17 protein-coding genes are annotated in these 18,075 nt (G+C 71.0%); 7 read left to right on the top strand and 10 right to left on the bottom strand.

The window, feature by feature from the left end; all coding sequences use genetic code 11:
- The first annotated feature begins 138 nt into the window (after nt 1-138).
- Nucleotides 139-942 carry an SDR family NAD(P)-dependent oxidoreductase gene (locus tag OG870_RS34620; protein ID WP_266590616.1) on the top strand — a complete coding sequence of 268 codons (804 nt, stop codon included), beginning with the start codon at nt 139-141 and terminating at the stop codon, nt 940-942.
- A 16-nt stretch (nt 943-958) separates the two neighbouring features.
- On the opposite strand, the gene OG870_RS34615 is transcribed toward OG870_RS34620, so the two are convergent.
- The 3 genes from OG870_RS34615 to OG870_RS34605 all read right to left on the bottom strand — a co-directional run bounded on the left by OG870_RS34615 (nt 959) and on the right by OG870_RS34605 (nt 2,529).
- Nucleotides 959-1,090, bottom strand: a complete 132-nt coding sequence (locus tag OG870_RS34615; RefSeq protein ID WP_266522836.1) for a hypothetical protein — start codon at nt 1,088-1,090, stop codon at nt 959-961.
- 22 nt (nt 1,091-1,112) lie between these two features.
- Nucleotides 1,113-1,838 carry a glycoside hydrolase family 16 protein gene (locus OG870_RS34610; RefSeq protein WP_266590614.1) on the bottom strand — a complete coding sequence of 242 codons (726 nt, stop codon included), beginning with the start codon at nt 1,836-1,838 and terminating at the stop codon, nt 1,113-1,115.
- Nucleotides 1,839-2,055: 217 nt separating this feature from the next.
- Nucleotides 2,056-2,529 carry a DUF6299 family protein gene (locus OG870_RS34605; RefSeq protein WP_266590612.1) on the bottom strand — a complete coding sequence of 158 codons (474 nt, stop codon included), beginning with the start codon at nt 2,527-2,529 and terminating at the stop codon, nt 2,056-2,058.
- A gap of 226 nt (nt 2,530-2,755) precedes the next feature.
- On the opposite strand from OG870_RS34605, the gene OG870_RS34600 reads away from it, so the two are divergent.
- Complete coding sequence (locus OG870_RS34600) at nt 2,756-2,950, top strand: DUF5999 family protein (protein WP_266590610.1); 195 nt, start codon at nt 2,756-2,758, stop codon at nt 2,948-2,950.
- 16 nt (nt 2,951-2,966) lie between these two features.
- Here OG870_RS34600 and OG870_RS34595 read toward each other — a convergent pair whose 3' ends face one another.
- Nucleotides 2,967-3,365, bottom strand: coding sequence for a RidA family protein (locus OG870_RS34595; protein ID WP_266522826.1), 399 nt, complete (start codon nt 3,363-3,365; stop codon nt 2,967-2,969).
- Complete coding sequence (locus OG870_RS34590) at nt 3,362-4,702, bottom strand: acyl-CoA dehydrogenase family protein (RefSeq protein ID WP_266590608.1); 1,341 nt, start codon at nt 4,700-4,702, stop codon at nt 3,362-3,364. The genes OG870_RS34595 and OG870_RS34590 overlap by 4 nt, the downstream gene beginning before the upstream one ends.
- Nucleotides 4,703-4,827: 125 nt before the next feature.
- Here OG870_RS34590 and OG870_RS34585 point away from each other — a divergent pair, with 125 nt between their 5' ends.
- Both OG870_RS34585 and OG870_RS34580 read left to right on the top strand, forming a co-directional pair.
- Nucleotides 4,828-6,468 carry an AMP-binding protein gene (locus OG870_RS34585; protein ID WP_327691818.1) on the top strand — a complete coding sequence of 547 codons (1,641 nt, stop codon included), beginning with the start codon at nt 4,828-4,830 and terminating at the stop codon, nt 6,466-6,468.
- A 15-nt stretch (nt 6,469-6,483) separates the two neighbouring features.
- The gene (locus OG870_RS34580; protein ID WP_327691817.1) at nt 6,484-7,296 is read left to right on the top strand and encodes a PaaX family transcriptional regulator; all 813 of its coding nucleotides are present in this window, start codon (nt 6,484-6,486) and stop codon (nt 7,294-7,296) included.
- A gap of 23 nt (nt 7,297-7,319) precedes the next feature.
- Here OG870_RS34580 and OG870_RS34575 read toward each other — a convergent pair whose 3' ends face one another.
- Both OG870_RS34575 and OG870_RS34570 read right to left on the bottom strand, forming a co-directional pair.
- Entirely contained in the window at nt 7,320-9,737 is a 2,418-nt protein-coding gene (locus tag OG870_RS34575) for a bifunctional salicylyl-CoA 5-hydroxylase/oxidoreductase (protein WP_327692349.1), read from the bottom strand.
- A 2-nt stretch (nt 9,738-9,739) separates the two neighbouring features.
- The gene (locus OG870_RS34570) at nt 9,740-10,567 is read right to left on the bottom strand and encodes an enoyl-CoA hydratase family protein (RefSeq protein ID WP_266590602.1); all 828 of its coding nucleotides are present in this window, start codon (nt 10,565-10,567) and stop codon (nt 9,740-9,742) included.
- 321 nt (nt 10,568-10,888) lie between these two features.
- Between OG870_RS34570 and OG870_RS34565 the strand changes: the two genes are divergently transcribed.
- Nucleotides 10,889-11,341, top strand: a complete 453-nt coding sequence (locus tag OG870_RS34565; protein WP_266590600.1) for an ATP-binding protein — start codon at nt 10,889-10,891, stop codon at nt 11,339-11,341.
- 15 nt (nt 11,342-11,356) lie between these two features.
- On the opposite strand, the gene argF is transcribed toward OG870_RS34565, so the two are convergent.
- Nucleotides 11,357-12,364, bottom strand: a complete 1,008-nt coding sequence (gene argF / locus OG870_RS34560; protein WP_266522809.1) for an ornithine carbamoyltransferase — start codon at nt 12,362-12,364, stop codon at nt 11,357-11,359.
- Between the two features lie 91 nt (nt 12,365-12,455).
- Nucleotides 12,456-13,679 (bottom strand): arginine deiminase, encoded by a 1,224-nt coding sequence (locus tag OG870_RS34555; protein ID WP_266590596.1) that lies wholly within the window; start codon nt 13,677-13,679, stop codon nt 12,456-12,458.
- A gap of 153 nt (nt 13,680-13,832) precedes the next feature.
- Here OG870_RS34555 and OG870_RS34550 point away from each other — a divergent pair, with 153 nt between their 5' ends.
- Together OG870_RS34550 and OG870_RS34545 are read left to right on the top strand one after the other, a co-directional pair.
- Complete coding sequence (locus tag OG870_RS34550; protein ID WP_327691816.1) at nt 13,833-14,882, top strand: SPFH domain-containing protein; 1,050 nt, start codon at nt 13,833-13,835, stop codon at nt 14,880-14,882.
- Complete coding sequence (locus OG870_RS34545) at nt 14,879-15,781, top strand: hypothetical protein (protein WP_327691815.1); 903 nt, start codon at nt 14,879-14,881, stop codon at nt 15,779-15,781. The genes OG870_RS34550 and OG870_RS34545 overlap by 4 nt, the downstream gene beginning before the upstream one ends.
- A gap of 56 nt (nt 15,782-15,837) precedes the next feature.
- On the opposite strand, the gene OG870_RS34540 is transcribed toward OG870_RS34545, so the two are convergent.
- Nucleotides 15,838-17,961: a RiPP maturation radical SAM C-methyltransferase gene (locus OG870_RS34540; protein ID WP_327691814.1), complete on the bottom strand. Its 2,124-nt coding sequence runs from the start codon at nt 17,959-17,961 to the stop codon at nt 15,838-15,840.
- Nucleotides 17,962-18,075 lie beyond the last annotated feature (114 nt).

Below are 18,075 nucleotides of genomic sequence, written 5' to 3'. Positions count from 1 at the left end.
CCGTCATCCTGGCACATTCCAAAACCGCATGTCTCATATGTAAGACCTTCGCTGGTGGAATACCTGGAACAGCAGCACGCTGGAGGAGCAATAGCAAGCAATTCACGCACAGCAATTCACGCAAGGGGAGCACCAGTCATGGCGAAGACGTGGTTCATCACGGGCAGTTCGAGGGGGTTCGGCCGCGAGTGGGCAGAGGCGGCGCTCGAACGCGGCGATCACGTCGCGGCGACGGCCCGGGACGTCCACCTGCTGACCCCTTTGGTCGAGCGGCACGGGGACGCGGTACTGCCGGTCCGGCTCGACGTCACCGACCGCGCCGCGGTGCATGAGGCGGTGCAGCTCGCCGCCTCGCATTTCGGTTCGCTGGACATCGCGGTCAACAACGCCGGCTACGGGCATTTCGGCATGGTCGAGGAGGTGAACGAGGACGACCTCCGGGCTCAGATGGAGACCAATTTCTTCGGTGCGGTGTGGGTCACGCAGGCCGTGCTGCCTCTCATGCGGTCGCAACGCTCGGGGAGGATCCTGCAGGTGACCAGTGAGGGAGGCGTACGTGCATTCCCCGGCATCGGTGCGTACCACGCCTCCAAATGGGCTCTTGAGGGGTTGTCGGAGTCCCTGGCGCAGGAAGTGGCAGCCTTCGGCATCCACATCACCAACGTCGAGCCCGGCCCCTATGCCACCGACTGGCTGGCCGGCGGGGCACGGCACAGTGCGCGGCACCCGGACTACACCGAAACCCGCGCGGCCACTGCACCGGATTTCGAGGTGGGCGACCCGCGCGCGACCCGCGACGCGATTCTTCGGATCGTCGATGCGGAACGCCCCCCACTGAGGATCTTCCTCGGCAAGTCCTTCACCGATGTCGCCACTCTCTACGAGGAGCGTCTGAGCACCTGGCGCCAGTGGCAGCCGGTCTCCCTGGCTGCGTTCGGCTGAGCGCCGGCGCCGGCTGTCAGTGGTGGGCGGTCATGCGGGCCAGGGCCTGCCCGGCGCTGTCGCGCATGGCCAGGTTGGCGTCCGCACGACGCGCTCCGACGATCTCCAACTGCACGGCCTGGGCTGCCTTGTGGGCGCGTGCCTCCAAGGCAGCTCCTGGAGCGGACCCCCTACGGAAAGTACGGGGTGTACGTGATCGAGGAGACCTTCAGGTACCTCGCGCCGTCCGATGTGGCCCATGTCGAGTCGTTGGGGTTGCCCGGCCAGTCGCCGCCGACGGCGGTGTTGACGATGAAGTGCATCCCGACGCCCGGGGCGGTGGTGTACCACTTGGTGCCGGTGATGGTGCCGTCCACCGCGAAGTCGATGTGATCGGGCCACCAGGTGAACGAGTACTTGTGGTATGCGTTGGTCCAGCCCGCGGAATTGTTCTTCGAGAACTGGTTCTGGGTGTTGTTGGCGTCGTGCGAGGTCTGGAAGACGGTGTTCGGGTTCTGGCCGACGATTTCGGCGGCGTCGAACTCGGGCAGCCACGGATTCAGGTAGGCCGCCCATACCGCGGGCAGGAGGCCCTGGCCGTTGGGCATGTTCGCGGTGAAGCTGTAAGTGCCGTAGCCGTAGAGGGCCTTGGACTCCACGCGGCCGGAGTAGTACGTGCCGCCCGACTTGTAGGTCTTGATGACGAGGGTGCTGCCCTCGTACGAGACGCAGCCGGGGGTGTAGGTCTCCAGCTCGTTGTTGGCGGTCCACCGTCCGTTGATCGTGTTCCACGAGTTGACGGTCTGGGGGCTCCCCCAGGACGCCGCGTGGGCTTGCGGCTGTCCCAGCAGAAGCAGTGACAGCGCCGCCAGCGCGGCGACTATCAGGCGTCCCGGCCTGAGGAGTGCAGATGACATCGCGGTTCCATTGCTCGGATGACATGGGGGGTGCGGGAGCGGTCCCACGCTCCCTGTATCGCCGGACTGTAGAAGTCCGTTCAATGTTTGACAAGATGCCTGGCGCGGGATCCTTTCCTGGCTTCCGGAGTTGAAGACATCCGTGGCGCGGGCGGCGTGGCCGCCACATGCCGCGCGCCGCCGACCGGTCCGGTACGGCGGCGCGACGGGGCGGCGGTCAGTCCTTGGTCAGGGTGACGTCGTGCCGCTCGTCGGCGTGGAAGTGGGGCAGCGGCAGGATGCCGTGGAAGCGGAGTTCGGTGACCGTGGCCTCGACGCCGACCGTGCCCGGGCCGATGGCCGGCGAGGGCTTGCTGGTGTTCTCCCACCGGTGTTCCGCGCCGTCGCACACGGCCATGGTGCCGCCGATCCCCTGGATCACCGTCGTGGCGCTCGTGCTGTTGGAGGACTCCGAGGTGGTCTGGAGCACGGAGGAGCTGACGAAGGCCGGGCCCGTGCTGCCGACGCAGCGGTAGGTGCCGGTGAGGGTGATGGTGCCGTCCTCCGCGATGCGGCCCTTCGGGTCGACGGTCACCGACTCCTGCAGATCGGCGGCCGTGGTGTGCGCGGCCGCGACCGCCGGGACGGCGGGAGCGGCGAGCAGGAACAGCGCGGCACCGGCGGCGAGGGCCAGGGCGGGACGTTTGGACATCGGAGACCTCCTGTAGGTGGGGCTTCCACTGGTACCCGCCGGGCGGACCTCTGGCCGTGACCGTCACCCACTCGGTGGCGAGTCCGCATCGACGGTCGTGGAACCGTCCGGGTGTTGTCCGCGTGTTGTCACGCTTCACGTCCGGCCGTTCCGATGAGTTCGCGACGGGAGCATGGTCTGTCCATAGGGGCCCGACGGAGGGTCCCGACCGACGTGGAGGTGCACCATGTGTTCCCACCAGTCCTCGTGCCCTTCCCTCGACGCCGACGCCGTGCACATCGTGGCCACCCACCCCGAGCAGGGCTGGAGCCTCCTGTGCGACGGCGCGATCGTGTTCGACGACACGGGCGAACTGACGGCCGACGGCCGGGCCGTCGGGCCGCACCGGGTGCCCGCCGAGCGGCTGGCCATCGCCGCCTGAGCCCGTGCCGGGGCCCCTAGGGCAGCACGGCGAACCCGTCGAGTTCCACCATCGCCTTTTCGTCCCACAGGCGTACGACCTCCACGACCGCCATCGCCGGGTAGTCACGGCCCGCCAACTCCCGCCAGAGGCGGCCCAGTTCGGGGGCATGGACGCGGTACGCGGCGACGTCGGTGGCGTAGACGGTGACGCGGGCGAGGTCGGCGGGGGTGCCGCCCGCCGCGCGCAGGGCGGTGAGCAGGTTGGTGAGGGCGCACTCGAACTGGTCGGGGAGGGTGTCGCCCGTGACCTTGCCGTCGGCGTCGAGGGCGGTCTGGCCGGCCAGGAACACGAGGCGGGTGCCGGTGGCGACGACCGCGTGGGAGAAGCCCGTCGGCGGTGAGAGGTCGGGCGGGTTGACGCGCTCGGTGCTCACTCGGCTTCCTCCAGGTCGGCGTACAACTCCTTGGCGATGATGCCTCGTTGGACCTCGCTCGCGCCCTCGTAGATGCGCGGGGCGCGCACCTCGCGGTAGAGGTGTTCGAGCAGATGGCCGCGGCGCAGGGCGCGGGCGCCGTGCAACTGGACGGCCTTGTCGACGACATACTGCGCGGTCTCGGTGGCGATCAGCTTCGCCATCGCCGCGCGCCGGGGGACACCGCGGGCGCCTTCGTCGTACGCCGTCGCCGCCGCGTACACCATGAGGCGGGCCGCCTCGGTGCGCAGCGCCATCTCGGCGACCTGGTGGGCGACGGTCTGCAGGTCCTTCAACTTGCCGCCGAACGCGTCCCGTTGGGAGGTGTGCGCGAGGGTCGCGTCGAGTGCCGCCTGTGCCATGCCGACCGCGAAGGCGCCGACGCTGGGGCGGAACAGGTTGAGGGTCCCCATGGCGACCCGGAACCCGCCGTCGACGTCCCCGAGCACATCGTCCGCGGTGACGGGCACGGCATCGAAGTCGAGGGCGCCGATGGGGTGCGGCGAGAGCATGTCGAGGGGCGCGCCGGTGAGCCCGGGGCGATCGGCCGGCACGAGGAACGCGGTCACGCCGCGGGCGCCGGCGCCGGGGGTGGTGCGGGCGAAGACGGTGTAGAAGTCGGCTTCGGGCGCGTTGGAGATCCAGCACTTCTCGCCGGTGAGGCGCCAGGCGGCGCGGCCGTCGGGTTCGGCGGCGAGGGAATCGGCCGGAACCGGATCGCGGTTTTCGGCACCGGGGGATGGCGCACTGCCGGACACGGCCGTGCGGACGTCACCCGACCGTCGGCCATCCGGCCCCGCGTTCCCCTCGGGAGCGGGCGCCCCCGTCTCCCGGGTCGCCGCCCGCGGGACAGCGGCGGCCCGCCCCGCCCTGCCGCCCGACGGCGACGACTCCGGCTGCGCGCGCAGTCCCAGCGCGCCGGCATCCGACCCCGCCCCCGGCTCCGTCAGGGCGAAGGCGGCCACCGCCGAGCCCTCGATGACCTTCGGCAGCCAGCGGTCGCGCTGGGCCGGGGTGCCGCAGGCGTGCACGGGATGGGCGCCGAGTCCCTGCAGGGCCAGCGCCGTCTCCGCCTCCGTGCAGGCGTACGCCAGGGATTCCCGCATCAGGCACAGGTCCAGGGCGCCCGAGCCGAACAGTCGCTCCAGAAGCCCGAGTGCGCCCAGTTCCGCGACGAGCGCGCGATTGACGTGCCCCGGTTCGCCCTTCTCGGCGAGCGGGCGCAGCCGCTCCGCGGCCGTGGTGCGCAGTGCTCCACACCGGGCGATCTGTTCAGGTTCGAGCGAGAATGCGGGCATTGCCGGTCCCCTCTCCTCCGCGCCTCCCCCGACGGTATCGCGTACCGTTGACTGTCGTCACCAACACGATACGCTCAAGGCGCGAGCCCACCACGACGGCCAGAACGGCAAGGGGGCGCACCGCCATGAACGTCTCGGCCCATGTCGACACCTTCGCGCGCGACCACCTCCCGCCGCCCGAGGAGTGGCCCGAACTGCGCTTCGATCTGCCGGAGCTGCGTTACCCCGATCGGCTGAACTGCGCCGCCGAACTCCTGGACCACGCCGACCCCGGCCGGCCGGTGTTCCACACCCCCGCCGGCCCCTCCTGGACGTACGCCGACCTTCGCGCCCGCGTCGACCGCGTCGCGCACATCCTCACCCGCGACCTCGGGGTGGTTCCCGGCAACCGCGTCCTGCTGCGCGGCCCGACCACGCCCTGGCTCGCGGCCTGCTGGCTGGCCGTGCTGAAGGCGGGCGCGGTCGCGGTCACCGTGCTGGCCCAGCAGCGCCCCCACGAGCTGGCCACGATGTGCGAGATCGCCGGGGTACGGCACGCCCTGTGCGACATACGGGCCGTCGACGACCTGGCGAAGGCCGAGATACCGGGACTGCGGATCACGACGTACGGCGGCGACGCCCCCGACGACCTGCTGCGCCGCGCGGCGCCCGACACCCTTTATCCCACCGTCGCCACCGCGGCCGACGACGTCGCGCTGATCGCGTTCACCTCGGGGACGACCGGCCGCCCCAAAGGGTGCATGCACTTCCACCGGGATGTGCTCGCGATAGCCGACACCTTCTCCAGACATGTGCTGCAACCACATGAGGACGATGTCTTCACGGGCAGCCCTCCGCTCGGCTTCACCTTCGGGCTCGGCGGGCTGGTGATCTTCCCCATGCGGGCCGGCGCCAGTGCGCTCCTGCTCGAACAGGCCCATCCCGCACAGCTGTTGCCGGCGATCGCCGAGCACCGGGTCTCCGTGCTGTTCACCGCGCCGACGGCCTACCGCGCGATGCTCGACGAGCTCGACGCGCACGACACCTCGTCCCTGCGCCGCTGCGTCTCGGCCGGCGAGAACCTGCCCGCCGCCACCTGGCAGGCCTGGTACGAGCGGACCGGACTGCGCATCATCAACGGCATCGGCGCCACCGAGCTGCTGCACATCTTCATCGCCGCGGCCGACGAGCGGATCAGGCCCGGGACGACGGGCGTGCCCGTACCGGGCTGGCACGCGCGCGTGCAGGACGAGAACGGGGAGCCCGTGCCCGACGGACAGCCGGGGCTGCTGGCCGTACGCGGGCCCGTCGGCTGCCGTTACCTCACCGACCCCCGCCAGCGCGTCTATGTGCAGGGCGGCTGGAACGTCACCGGTGACACGTATGTCCACGACGGCGACGGCTACTTCCGCTATGTCGCACGCGCCGACGACATGATCATCTCGGCCGGGTACAACATCGCCGGGCCGGAGGTCGAGGACGCTCTGCTGCGTCACCCGGACGTAGTGGAGGCAGCCGTCGTGGGGCGCCCCGACGAGGCGCGCGGGCAGGTGGTCGTGGCGTACGCCGTCCTGAGGGAGGGCGCCGAGCGGGACGCCGACTCGCTCCGCACCTTCGTCAAGTCCGAGCTGGCGCCCTACAAATGCCCCCGCGAGATCGTCTTCCTGGACGCACTGCCGCGCACGGCGACGGGCAAGCTGCAGCGCTTCAGACTGCGCACCGAACGTGACGCCGGACCGGAGGCCCGAGGTGCCGTCGAACGCGACACCGAAGGTGACCAGCACTGATGCAGACGACCTAAGATGATCAACGTGTCCGACCAGCATGCACCACGGTCTCTCATCGTCACGCTCTACGGCGCGTACGGCCGCTTCGCGCCGGGCCCCGTGCCCGTCGCCGAACTGATCCGGCTGCTGGCCGCGGTCGGCGTGGACGCGCCCTCCGTGCGCTCGTCGGTGTCCCGTCTCAAACGGCGCGGGCTGCTGGCGCCGGCCCGTACGGCGCAGGGCGCGGCCGGATACCAACTCTCGCCGGACGCCCGCCAGTTGCTCGACGACGGCGACCGGCGCATCTACGCCACGAGACCGCCCGAGGACGAGGGATGGGTGCTCGCCGTGTTCTCCGTGCCGGAGTCGGAGCGGCAGAAGCGGCACGTGCTGCGCTCCCGCCTGGCCGGGCTCGGCTTCGGCACGGCGGCACCCGGGGTGTGGATCGCCCCCGCCGGCCTGTACGAGGAGACCCGGCACACCCTGCAGCGGCTGCGCCTGGACCCGTACGTCGATCTGTTCCGCGGCGAGCACCTGGGGTTCGCGCCGACCGCTCAGGCGGTTGCCCGCTGGTGGGACCTGGCCTCGATCGCCAAGGAGCACGAGGCGTTCCTGGACCGGCACGCGCCGGTGCTGCACGAGTGGGAGCACCGGACCGGCACCTCGCCCGAGGGGGCCTACCGCGACTACCTCCTCGCCCTCGACTCCTGGCGCCACCTGCCCTACGCCGACCCCGGACTGCCCGCCTGTCTCCTCCCCGAGGACTGGCCCGGCGTCCGCTCGGCCGCCGTCTTCCAGGGTCTGCACGCGCGGCTCAGGGACGCGGGGGCCGAGTTCGCGGGCGTCTGACGTCCGCGAACCGCACGCGTCACTCACTCGACCCGAGAGCGGATCCCGAGCGTGAGCCGGGGCTTGGGCGCGTCCGTCCGACCGGTCTGCGGGCGGCGGCTGCCCGCACGGTAGGGGTCCGGCCAGGAGACGCCCGGACCGTCGTAACCCTGCTCGGCCGCCGCGTGCAGGGTCCAGTTGGGGTCGTAGAGGTGGGGGCGGGCGAGGGCGCACAGGTCCGCCCGCCCGGCCAGGATCAGGGAGTTGACGTCGTCCCAGGAGGAGATCGCGCCGACCGCGATCACCGGGACACCGACGCTGTGGCGGATGCAGTCCGCGTACGGCGTCTGGTACGACCGCCCGAACTCCGGCCGCTCGTCGGCCACGACCTGTCCCGTCGACACGTCGATCGCGTCGACGCCATGGGCGGCGAAGGCGCGGGCGATCTCGACGGCGTCCTCGGCCGTCGTGCCGCCCTCGGTCCAGTCGGTCGCGGAGATACGGACGGTCATCGGCTTCTCCGCGGGCCAGACCCCGCGGACGGCGTCGAAGACCTCCAGCGGGAAGCGGAGGCGTTTGCCGAGCGAGCCGCCGTAGGCGTCGGTGCGGCGGTTGGTCAGCGGGGAGAGGAAGCCGGAGAGCAGATAGCCGTGGGCGCAGTGGAGTTCGAGGAGGTCGAAGCCGGCCCGGGCGGCACGCCAGGCGGCCGACGTGAACTGCTCTCGGATGTCGGTGAGTTGAGCCCGGGTCAGCTCGCGCGGGGTCTGGCTGTCCGGCTTGTACGGGAGCGGGGAGGCGGCCGTCAGCGGCCAGTTGCCCTCCGGCAGCGGCTCGTCCATGCCCTCCCACATCAGCCTGGTCGAGCCCTTGCGGCCGGAGTGACCGAGCTGCACGCCGATCGCGGTGCCCGGGGACCGGGTGTGCACGAAGTCGACGATCCGTTTCCAGGACTCGCCCTGCCGGCCGGTGTAGAGGCCGGTGCAGCCGGGGGTGATCCGGCCCTCCTCGCTGACGCACACCATCTCGGTCATCACCAGCCCGGCGCCGCCGAGCGCCCGCGCGCCCAGGTGGACGAGGTGGAAGTCGCCGGGGACGCCGTCGGTGGCCGAGTACATGTCCATGGGTGAGACCACGACCCGGTTGCGCAGGGTCAGACCGCGCAGCCGGAAGGGGGTGAACATCGGGGGCGTACCGGGCGGGCAGCCGAACTCGTGCTCCACGGCGCCGGTGAAGCGGGAGTCGCGCAGGCGGAGGTTGTCGTGGGTGACGCGACGGCTGCGGGTGAGCAGGTTGAAGGCGAACTGGCGGGGCGGCTGGTCGAGATGGAGACGCAGGTTCTCGAACCACTCCAGGCTGGCGCGGGCGGCCCGCTGGGTGGAGGCGACGACGGGCCTGCGCTCCTCCTCGTAGGCGGCCAACGCCTTGTCCAGGGACGGCTGTTCCTCCAGGCAGGCGGTCAGCGCAAGGGCGTCCTCCACGGCGAGCTTGGTGCCGGAGCCGATGGAGAAGTGGGCGGTGTGGGCGGCGTCGCCGAGCAGCACGATGTTGCCGTGCGACCAGTGCTCGTTGGTCACCGTGCGGAAGGTCGTCCAGGCCGACTTGTTGGAGCGCAGGGGCCGGCCGCCGAGCGCGTCCGCGAAGATCTTGGCGCATCGCTCGACGGACTCGGTCTCGTCGAGGGCAGCGAATCCGGCCGCCTGCCACACCTCTTCACGCATCTCGACGATCACGGTGGAGGCGTCGGACGGATTCCGCGGCCCGGAGGACCCCGTTGCGGAATAGGGGTAGCCGTGGAGTTGCATCACGCCGTGTTCGGTCTCGGCGATCTCGAAGCGGAAGGCGTCGAAGGCGAAGTCGGCGGCGAGCCAGATGTAGCGACAGTGGTGGGTGGTCACCTTGGGGCGGAAGACGTGGGCGTGGGCCTCGCGGGTGGGGCTGTTGACTCCGTCGGCAGCGATGACCAGGTCGTATGTCTCGGCCAGCCAGTCGGGGTACGGCGCTTCGGAGCCGAAACGCAGGTCGACGCCGAGGGTGCGGCAGCGGTCGTGCAGGATCTCCAGGAGCCGTCGTCTGCCGAGCGCCGCGAATCCGTGGCCGCCGGAGGTGTGCCGTACTCCTCGGTGCACGACGTCGATGTCGTCCCACCGTACGAAGTCCTTCTGCACGGCCTCGTACACCACGGGGTCGGCGTGTTCGATACCGCCGAGGGTCTCGTCGGAGAGGACGACTCCGAAGCCGAAGGTGTCGTCCGGGGCGTTGCGTTCCCAGAGGGTGACCTGCCGGTCGGGGGCGAGGCGTTTGAGGAGGGCGGCGGCGTACAGGCCTCCGGGGCCGCCGCCGATGATCGCCACTCGTAGGGGGTGATGGGTCGTCTTTGGCGGCTGCGGGTTCGTTGTGGCTGATCGCGCCCGCGCGGCGGTGGCCGCAGATTCGACACAGTCTCGCGCCCCTGGGGTGGGCATCATCACCGCCCCCTCCATTTGGGGGGGCGCTTTTCCTTGAAAGCCGCGTGGAACTCCGCGTAGTCCTCGCCGTTCATGAGGAGGGCCTGCGTGGAGGCGTCGAGTTCGACGGAGGCGGCGAGGGGCATGTCCAGCTCGGCCGTCAGGAGCGCCTTCGTCTGGGCGTACGCCAGTGCCGGGCCGTCGGCCAGGCGGCGGGCCAGGGCGATCGCGGCCGCGTCCGCCCGGCCCTCGTCCGTCAGCTCGCTGATCAGGCCGATGCGCTCGGCCTCGGGTGCGCGGACCGGGTCGCCCAGCATCAGCAGGCGGGTCGCGTGGCCCAGGCCGACGACCCTCGGCAGCAGGTATGCGGCGCCCATGTCGCCGCCGGAGAGGCCCACGCGGGTGAAGAGGAACGCGAAGCGGGCCGTGGGGTCGGCCACGCGGAAGTCCGCGGCCAGGGCCAGGACCGCGCCTGCGCCCGCCGCCACCCCGTGCACCGCGGCGATCACCGGGAACGGGCACTCGCGGATCGCCCGCACGGTCTGGCCGGTCATGCGGTTGAAGTCGAGGAGCTGGGCGGTGTCCATGGACAGGGTCGCGCCGATGATCTCGTCGACGTCGCCGCCGGAGCAGAAGCCGCGGCCCTCGCCGGCCAGCACCAGGGCCCGTACCGCTCGCTCACGGGACAGCTCGGCGAGCAGGTCGCGCAGGTCGGCGTAGGCGCCGAAGGTGAGCGCGTTGAGCTTGTCAGGGCGGGCCAGGGTCACCCGGGCGACACCGTCGGTGAGCTCGACGCGCAGGTGCTCCCAATGGGCGGTGCGGGCTGCGGAGCCGGTGAAGGGACTCATGACGTGCGGCCTCCTCGGGGGCGGGCACCCTCCTCGCGAGGCGGGCACTGCCGTACTGAGAGCTCTGCCCTTCGAAGCTATCACTCATCTTTGACTGTCGTCACGAGTCCACGATACGGCTGACCGGATCCGACCCGGCCCGGTCACATCCGTCACGGCTCGTCGACAGAGCGGCAACGGTGGGAGCGGCCGCGCGAGGCGGGCCGTTGTTACGGGTAAGTCGCTCGTCAACGGGGCCGAAGGTCCCGCACGGTGCCCGTTGAACGCCTTTGTCCACGGCGCCGTACCATTTCATAAGGTTGAAAGCAGGACAGCCTGCTCATGAACGGACCCGCCTTGTACGAACGCCCCGCCGCCTCCGCCTCCTGGCGCATCGCGCTGCCGCATTCCGCCGCGGCCGTGCCCGTGGCCCGCGCACTGGTGCGCACCGCGCTGGCCGAGCTGGACCACGGGGCCGACTGCGACACCGCGGAACTGCTCACGGCGGAGCTGGTCGCGAACGCGGTGGAGCACACCGTCGGGGACTCCCCCATAGAGCTCGTGCTGGAGCTGCTGCCCAGCGGCTGCCAGGTCGAGGTGCACGACCCGGACCCGGCGCCGCCCCACAACCTCACCTGGCCGGGCGAGCAGGTGCCCGATCCCTGGCAGGAGCACGGGCGCGGACTGCTGCTGATCCGCGCGCTCAGCTCGTCCTGCGGGCATCGGCCGACCACGTCGGGCAAGGCCGTCTGGTTCCGGCTGCCGGTGGTGCCCCAGCAGCGGCGGTCCGCCTGACCGCCGCCCGGAGGGTCAGGCCAGCGTTGCGACCAGGATGGCCTTGATGGTGTGCATCCGGTTCTCCGCCTCGTCGAAGACCACGGAGTGCTCGGACTCGAACACCTCGTCGGTGACCTCCAGCGAGGTGAGCCCGTGGCGCTGGTGGATCTCGCGGCCGACGAGGGTACCGAGGTCGTGGAAGGCCGGCAGGCAGTGCAGGAACTTCACATCGGGATTGCCGGTGGCGCGCAGCACGTCCATGGTCACGGCGTAGGGGCCGAGGAGCGCTATGCGCTCGTCCCAGACCTCCTTGGGCTCACCCATCGACACCCATACGTCGGTGGCGATGAAGTCGGCGCCGCGCACACCCTCCTTCACGTCCTCGGTGAGGGTGATCCGGGCGCCCGACGTCACGGCGAGCTGCCGGGCCAACTCGACGATCGTCTCGTCCGGCCACAGCACCCGGGGGGCGACGATACGGACGTCCATGCCGAGCAGGGCGCCGGTGACCAGGTAGGAGTTGCCCGTGTTGTAGCGGGCGTCGCCGAGGTAGGCGAAGGCCGTCGCGGTCAGTGGCTTGTCGGTGTGCTCGGTCATGGTGAGCACGTCGGCCAGCATCTGGGTGGGGTGCCATTCGTCGGTGAGCCCGTTGTAGACGGGGACCCCGGCGTACGCGGCCAGCTCCTCCACGACGCCCTGGCCGTGTCCGCGGTACTCGATCCCGTCGTACATCCGGCCCAGCACGCGCGCCGTGTCCTTCACGGACTCCTTGTGTCCGATCTGCGAGCCCGACGGGTCCAGGTACGTCGTCGAGGCGCCCTGGTCGGCGGCGGCGACCTCGAACGCGCAGCGCGTGCGCGTCGAGGTCTTCTCGAAGACCAGCGCGATGTTCTTCCCGCTCAGGTACCGCGTCTCCGCCCCGGCCTTCTTTGCCGCCTTCAGCTCGGCGGCCAGCTCGATCAGCCCGAGAAACTCCTGGTCGGAGAAGTCGAGCTCCTTGAGGAAGTGACGGCCGGCGAGGGCGGTCGGGACTGTCGCCATGGGGGCACTCCAGAATGCGGGAACGTATCACCTGGAACTCTATACGAAGTTTTGCATTTCTATACAGCCCTTCCGTACGGCCTCCCGTTCGCTATACGGCCTCCCGTTCGACCGGGCAGCTCATACAGCGCGGCCCGCCCCGGCCCCTGCCCAGCTCGCTGCCCGGGATCTCGATGACCTCGATGCCCTGCTTGCGCAGGTGGGTGTTGGTGGTGGCGTTGCGCTCGTAGGCGACGACGACGCCCGGCTCGACGGCCAGGACGTTGCAGCCGTCGTCCCACTGCTCGCGCTCGGCTGCGTGCACGTCCTGGGTCGCGGTCAGGACCCGGATCTCGCTCAGCCCGAGGGCGGCGGCGATCGCGCGGTGCATGTGCTCCGGCGGATGGTCGGTGACCTTGAGCTCCTTGTCGCCGACGCCCGGTTCGATGGTGTACGAGCGGAGCATGCCCAGGCCCGCGTACTGCGTGAAGGTGTCGCCGTCGACCATCGTCATCACGGTGTCGAGGTGCATGAAGGCGCGCCGCTTGGGCATGTCGAGGGCCACGATCGTCCGGGCCGAACCGGCGTCGAACAGCTTGTGCGCGAGCAGCTCGACGGCCTGGGGCGTGGTGCGCTCGCTCATGCCGATCAGGACGGCGCCGTTGCCGATGACGAGGACGTCGCCGCCCTCGATGGTGGAGGGGTAGTCGGCCTGCCCCTCGGACCAGACGCGGAACGTCTCGTCACGGAAGAGCGGATGGTGGCGGTAGATCGCCTCGAAGTGGACCGTCTCGCGCTGCCGGGCGGGCCAGCGCATGGCGTTGATGGAGACACCGTCGTAGATCCAGGCGGAGGTGTCCCGGGTGAAGAGGTGGTTGGGGAGGGGGCCGAGGAGGAAGTCGTCGAGGTCCATGACGTGGAAGCGCACGGAGGTCGGCTCCGCGTGTGCCTGAAGGAACTCGCGCTTGGTCATGCCGCCGACCAGGGCCTCGGCAAGCTCCGGCGCGGCGAGGGTCTCGAAGGCGGCTCTGAGGTGGTCGGTGGCGAGGACGCCGTACTCCTTCTCGTCGAAGACCCGGTCCAGGACGAGCGTTCTGGCCGCCGGGACCTCCAGGGCCTCGGTGAGCAGGTCGCCGAAGAGGTGGACGGCGACCCCGCGGTCACGCAGGACGTCGGCGAATCCGTCGTGCTCGGCGCGCGCCCGGCGCACCCACAGCACGTCGTCGAAGAGGAGGGCGTCCTTGTTGCTGGGGGTGAGCCTTTTGAGCTCCAGATCCGGCCGGTGCAGGATGACGCGGCGCAGCCGCCCGGTCTCGGAGTCGACGTGGAATCCCATGTCTCCATCCTGACCATCCGGGGCCGTCTTGACCCGCAGGTCGACGCTTTCTCCGCTTTCTTGTTCTGGTTCTTCTCCGCCCCCCATTCTCGTCCCCTTGACGATAAACGGGCACCTCGCTTATCGTCGTTGCGACGAGAAAGAGGGGGTCCGATGGCCGACATCACCCGGCGCCTGGGCTGGCGCCACCTGCGCGGGGCGCCCACGGCGCACATCCGCCACCATCGCTCCGGGAAGCTGCTGCACGACGGCCCGGGGCTCAGCTTCTGGTTCCGCGCGCTGACCGCGGCGCTGTCCGAAGTGCCGGTCGACGACCGGGAGTTGGCGATGACCTTCCATGGCCGTACGTCCGACTTCCAGGACGTGACGGTGCAGGCCACCGTGACGTACCGGATCAGCGACCCGGCCCTGGCCGCCGCCCGGCTGGACTTCTCCGTCGACCCGGAAACGGGGGTGTGGCGGGGCGCGCCGCTGGAGCAGCTGGGGACGCTGCTGACGGAGACGGCCCAGCAGCACGCGCTGGACGTCCTGGCCCGTACGTCCCTGGCGTCGGCGCTGGTCGACGGCGTGGCGGCGGTGCGGGAGCGGATCGCGGCCGGGCTCGGCGCGGAGCCGCGACTGCCGTCGACGGGGATCGAGGTGGTCGCCGTGCGCGTGGTGGCGCTGCGCCCCGAACCAGAGGTGGAGCGGGCCCTGCGCACGCCGGCCCGCGAGCAGATCCAGCAGGAGGCGGACCGGGCGACGTACGAGCGGCGGGCGGTGGCCGTCGAGCGGGAGCGGGCGATCGCGGAGAACGAGCTGGCCAGCCAGATCGAACTGGCCCGCCGCGAGGAGCAGTTGGTCGAGCAGCGCGGCACGAACAGCCGCCGCGAGGCAGAGGAGCACGCGGCGGCGGACGCGGTACGGGCGGGGGCGGAGGCGGCACGGACGGTACGGCTCGCCGACGCCGAGGCTGCACGGTCCGTGCGGCTGGCCCGGGCGGAGGCCGAGGGTGCACGCGAGGTCGGCGAGGCGCGGGCGCAGGCCCAGGCGGCATGGCTGCGGGTGCACGGTGACGTCGACGTGGCGACCCTGCACGCCCTCACCGGCACCCGGCTGGCGGAGAACCTGCCGAACATCGACAGCGTGACCATCTCGCCGGACGTACTGACGGGATTGCTGGCCAGGCTGGGCGGTCAAGGGCCCGGACAGGGACAGGGATGAGCCTCGCGCCGCGCGCCGTTCTCGTCCATCGCACCACCGAGTACCAGGAGTTGGTGGCCCACCACGGTACGCACGGGCAGGTCGCCTTCTTCCTCTCGTCCAGGGGACGGGACATCGAGGAGGTCGCGGAACGGGACCGGCGCACCCGGCGTGCGCTGGCCGACGTCGCCTCCGCGATTCCGCTGACCTGGCGTCAGAGCCGGGTAGAGCGCGCGGACTTGGACCGGTTCCTGTTCGCTCCCGAGGACGTGGTGGTCGTGGTGGGGCAGGACGGGCTGGTGGCGAACGCCGCCAAGTACCTGGCCGGGCAGCCGGTGGTGGGCATCGACACCGACCCCGGCCGCAACCCCGGCGTCCTGGTGCGCCACCGTCCCGGCGACGCGGCGGCACTGCTCCCGGCGGCCCTCACGAGCGCGGTGGACGAACTCACCATGGTCGAGGCGGTCGCCGACGACACCCAGCGGATCGTCGCGCTCAACGAGATCTACCTGGGCGCCGCCGGACACCAGACGGCCAGATACCGCCTGGGCCTTGAGGACGACGGGGGTGTCGTCGAGGCCCAGGCTTCGTCCGGAGTGCTGGTGGGGACGGGGACCGGGGCGACGGGGTGGATCCGGTCCGTGTGGCAGGAGCGGGGTGCCGCCCTGGCCTCCCTGTCCCTGCCCCGCCCCACCGACGACCGGCTGCTGTGGTTCGTACGGGAGGCCTGGCCGTCGCCGGCCACCGGGACGTCGCTGGTGGCCGGCGAGCTCTCCGCCTCCGCAGGCCTTCACCTCACCGTCGAGTCCGAGCGGCTGATCGCCTTCGGGGACGGCATCGAGGCGGACGCGCTGCAGCTGACGTGGGGGCAGTCGGTGCGGGTGGGCGTGGCGGGGACGTCACTGCGCCTCGTGGGCTAGCGGGACTTCCTGCCCCGCCCGCTGCCGCGCCGGTCGTCCGGTGGGACGGTCACGCGTCAGATTCCGGTGCAGGGCACGGGCCAGTGCTGGATTCGGGGCGGCAGAGCCACCGCCCGGCCGTCGGCGAGCAGAGCCAGCCCTTCGCAGGCCAGCAGCGACGCCGCCTCCTGCTGGACGCCGGTCAGTTCGTCGAGCGGAGTGGGCTCCTGAAGCGCGTCGAAGGTGGCGAGCAGGTCGGGGTCGTCGAACGTGTAGCGGGCCGACGCCTCCTTGTCCCTCCGGTCCATCACGATGACGAAACCGGGCCCGCGCCGGTGGTAGAAGCTTCCGTAGACCTGACCCGGCTCGTCCATCCGCACCGGCACACGCCAGGTGGGCAGGGAGACGTACGTCCGCCCGTCACGGAACAACAGGCCCAGTTCCAGGGCGCGTCGGAGCCACTCGGCCACCTGCCCGGGCGTGAGCGGGTGTCCGTTCCCGGTGAGCAGGCGGTGCAGTGCCGCCGCGTTCCGGCCGGACTCCAGGAGCCGCAGGGCGTCCGCCTGCCAGCCCGTGAACCGGTGGGTACGCGACGGCCAGCCACGCCGCCGGTCGTGTACGAACAGGGCGTCGCCGTCCTCCTCGAACGTCAGCGTCGAGCTGGGGTGGCCGAGCAGCCAGCGCTCGACCGCCTGCTTGAGCCGCGCCTCGGCCTCGCCCCCGAGACCGGCGTCCTCGGTGTCGAACAGGTAGACCAGATCGGTGAGTTCGCTCTCGGGCAGGTCGTAGACGTGCTGGTACATCTCGGCCGGAGCGCGCTTGCCGAAGCCGAGGCCGGGATCGTCGAAGTGGGGGCTGAACCGCTCCAGTTGGATACGGTGCGCGCCGCCCGGGGGCTGGAGGTGGACGAGCGCGGGGAGTTGGTCGACGACGGCCGCGTAGTCGTCGGCGCTCTCCCCCGGGAAGCCGTAGAGGAGGTTCCAGGAGCAGGTGAGCGAGTGGTTCTCGCACTCGCGGAGGGTGCGGACGTTGCGCGCGCCCGTGACGCCCTTGTCCATCAGGTCGAGGACACGGCTGCCGAGGCTCTCGATGCCGGGCTGGATGTGGACGGTGCCCGAGTCGGCGAGGAGGGCCAGCTGCTCGCGGGTGAGGTTGGACTTGACCTCGTAGTGCATGCGCAGGTCCCAGCCGCTCGCGGCGGCCCGCGGCAGGAAGTCCCTGAAGTAGGCCATGTCGATGATGTTGTCGACGGTGACGACGTCGAGGATGCGATGCCGGCGGACGAGGTGGTCGACCTCGTCCCACAGCCGCTCGCCGGGCTTGGCGCGGAAGGCCATGGCCGAGCCGTTGAGCCCGCAGAAGGTGCAGTGGTGCTTCTCGCCCCACCAGCAGCCGCGCGCTCCCTCGACGACCAGTTTGGGGTGCACGTACTCGGCGACCGGGGAGGCGTCGAGCGCCGACTGCCACTGGTCGTAGTCGGGCGAGGGGATGTCGGCGGGCGCCACGGTGCGCCGTGACTCGTCGTTGGCCCGGGACGTCTCGCCGTCCCACCAGCACAGGCCCGGCACGTCCGCGGGCGGCGTGCCCTCGTCGAGGTGACGCAGGAGAGCCGGGAAGGCGTACTCCCCCTCGCCGCGCACCACCTGGTCGACGAACCGGTGATTGCGGTGCAGGGCGTGTCCCATCGGGCCGTCGCAGTTGCTGCCGCCGAAGACGATCGTCAACCGGGGGCTGCGGCGCTTGAGTTCGCGGGCCAGCGCGAGCGAGGACACGTTCTGCATGAAGGTGGTCGTGAAGCCGGCCACGTCCGGATCGTCGGCGAGTACGGCGTCCGCGCACTCGGCGATGAACTCGGCCGCGTAGGCGCGCATGTCGCGGGCCGTGCCGACGGTGATCGCATGCCGCTCGGCGTAGTCCCGCAGCCGTTCGCCGCCCCAGTCGGGGTCGTCGTAGAGCACGCCGGAGAAGACCCAGTCGCCGAGGCCGTGGAAGATCGAGTCGCTGCCGACCCGGACGTAGTCACCCGGCCGCAGCCGGCCGCCGGAGCGCTCCAGCAGGAACTCCGCCCAGCGCAGCGATCCGTGGAACTCGCGCACCGCGTCCTGTGGACGGGTGCGCGAGACGAGGGCGTGCAACAGGCCGATCTGCAGCGACGGCAGATCGATGGGGTGCCAGGGCATGGTCACGAGCGTGATGCGCATGCCGCCCCGTCGACCGGTCAGCGGGTCGGCCGTTTCTCCACGATCCGCGGCTGCCGGTTGGTCTTCTCTTCCTCCCGGACCACTACCTTCTTGATCTCCACGCCGACCCCGCCC

The organism is Streptomyces sp. NBC_00461 (assembly GCF_036013935.1).
Taxonomy (GTDB): domain Bacteria; phylum Actinomycetota; class Actinomycetes; order Streptomycetales; family Streptomycetaceae; genus Streptomyces.
This window is presented reverse-complemented; position numbering and strand designations above follow the sequence as displayed.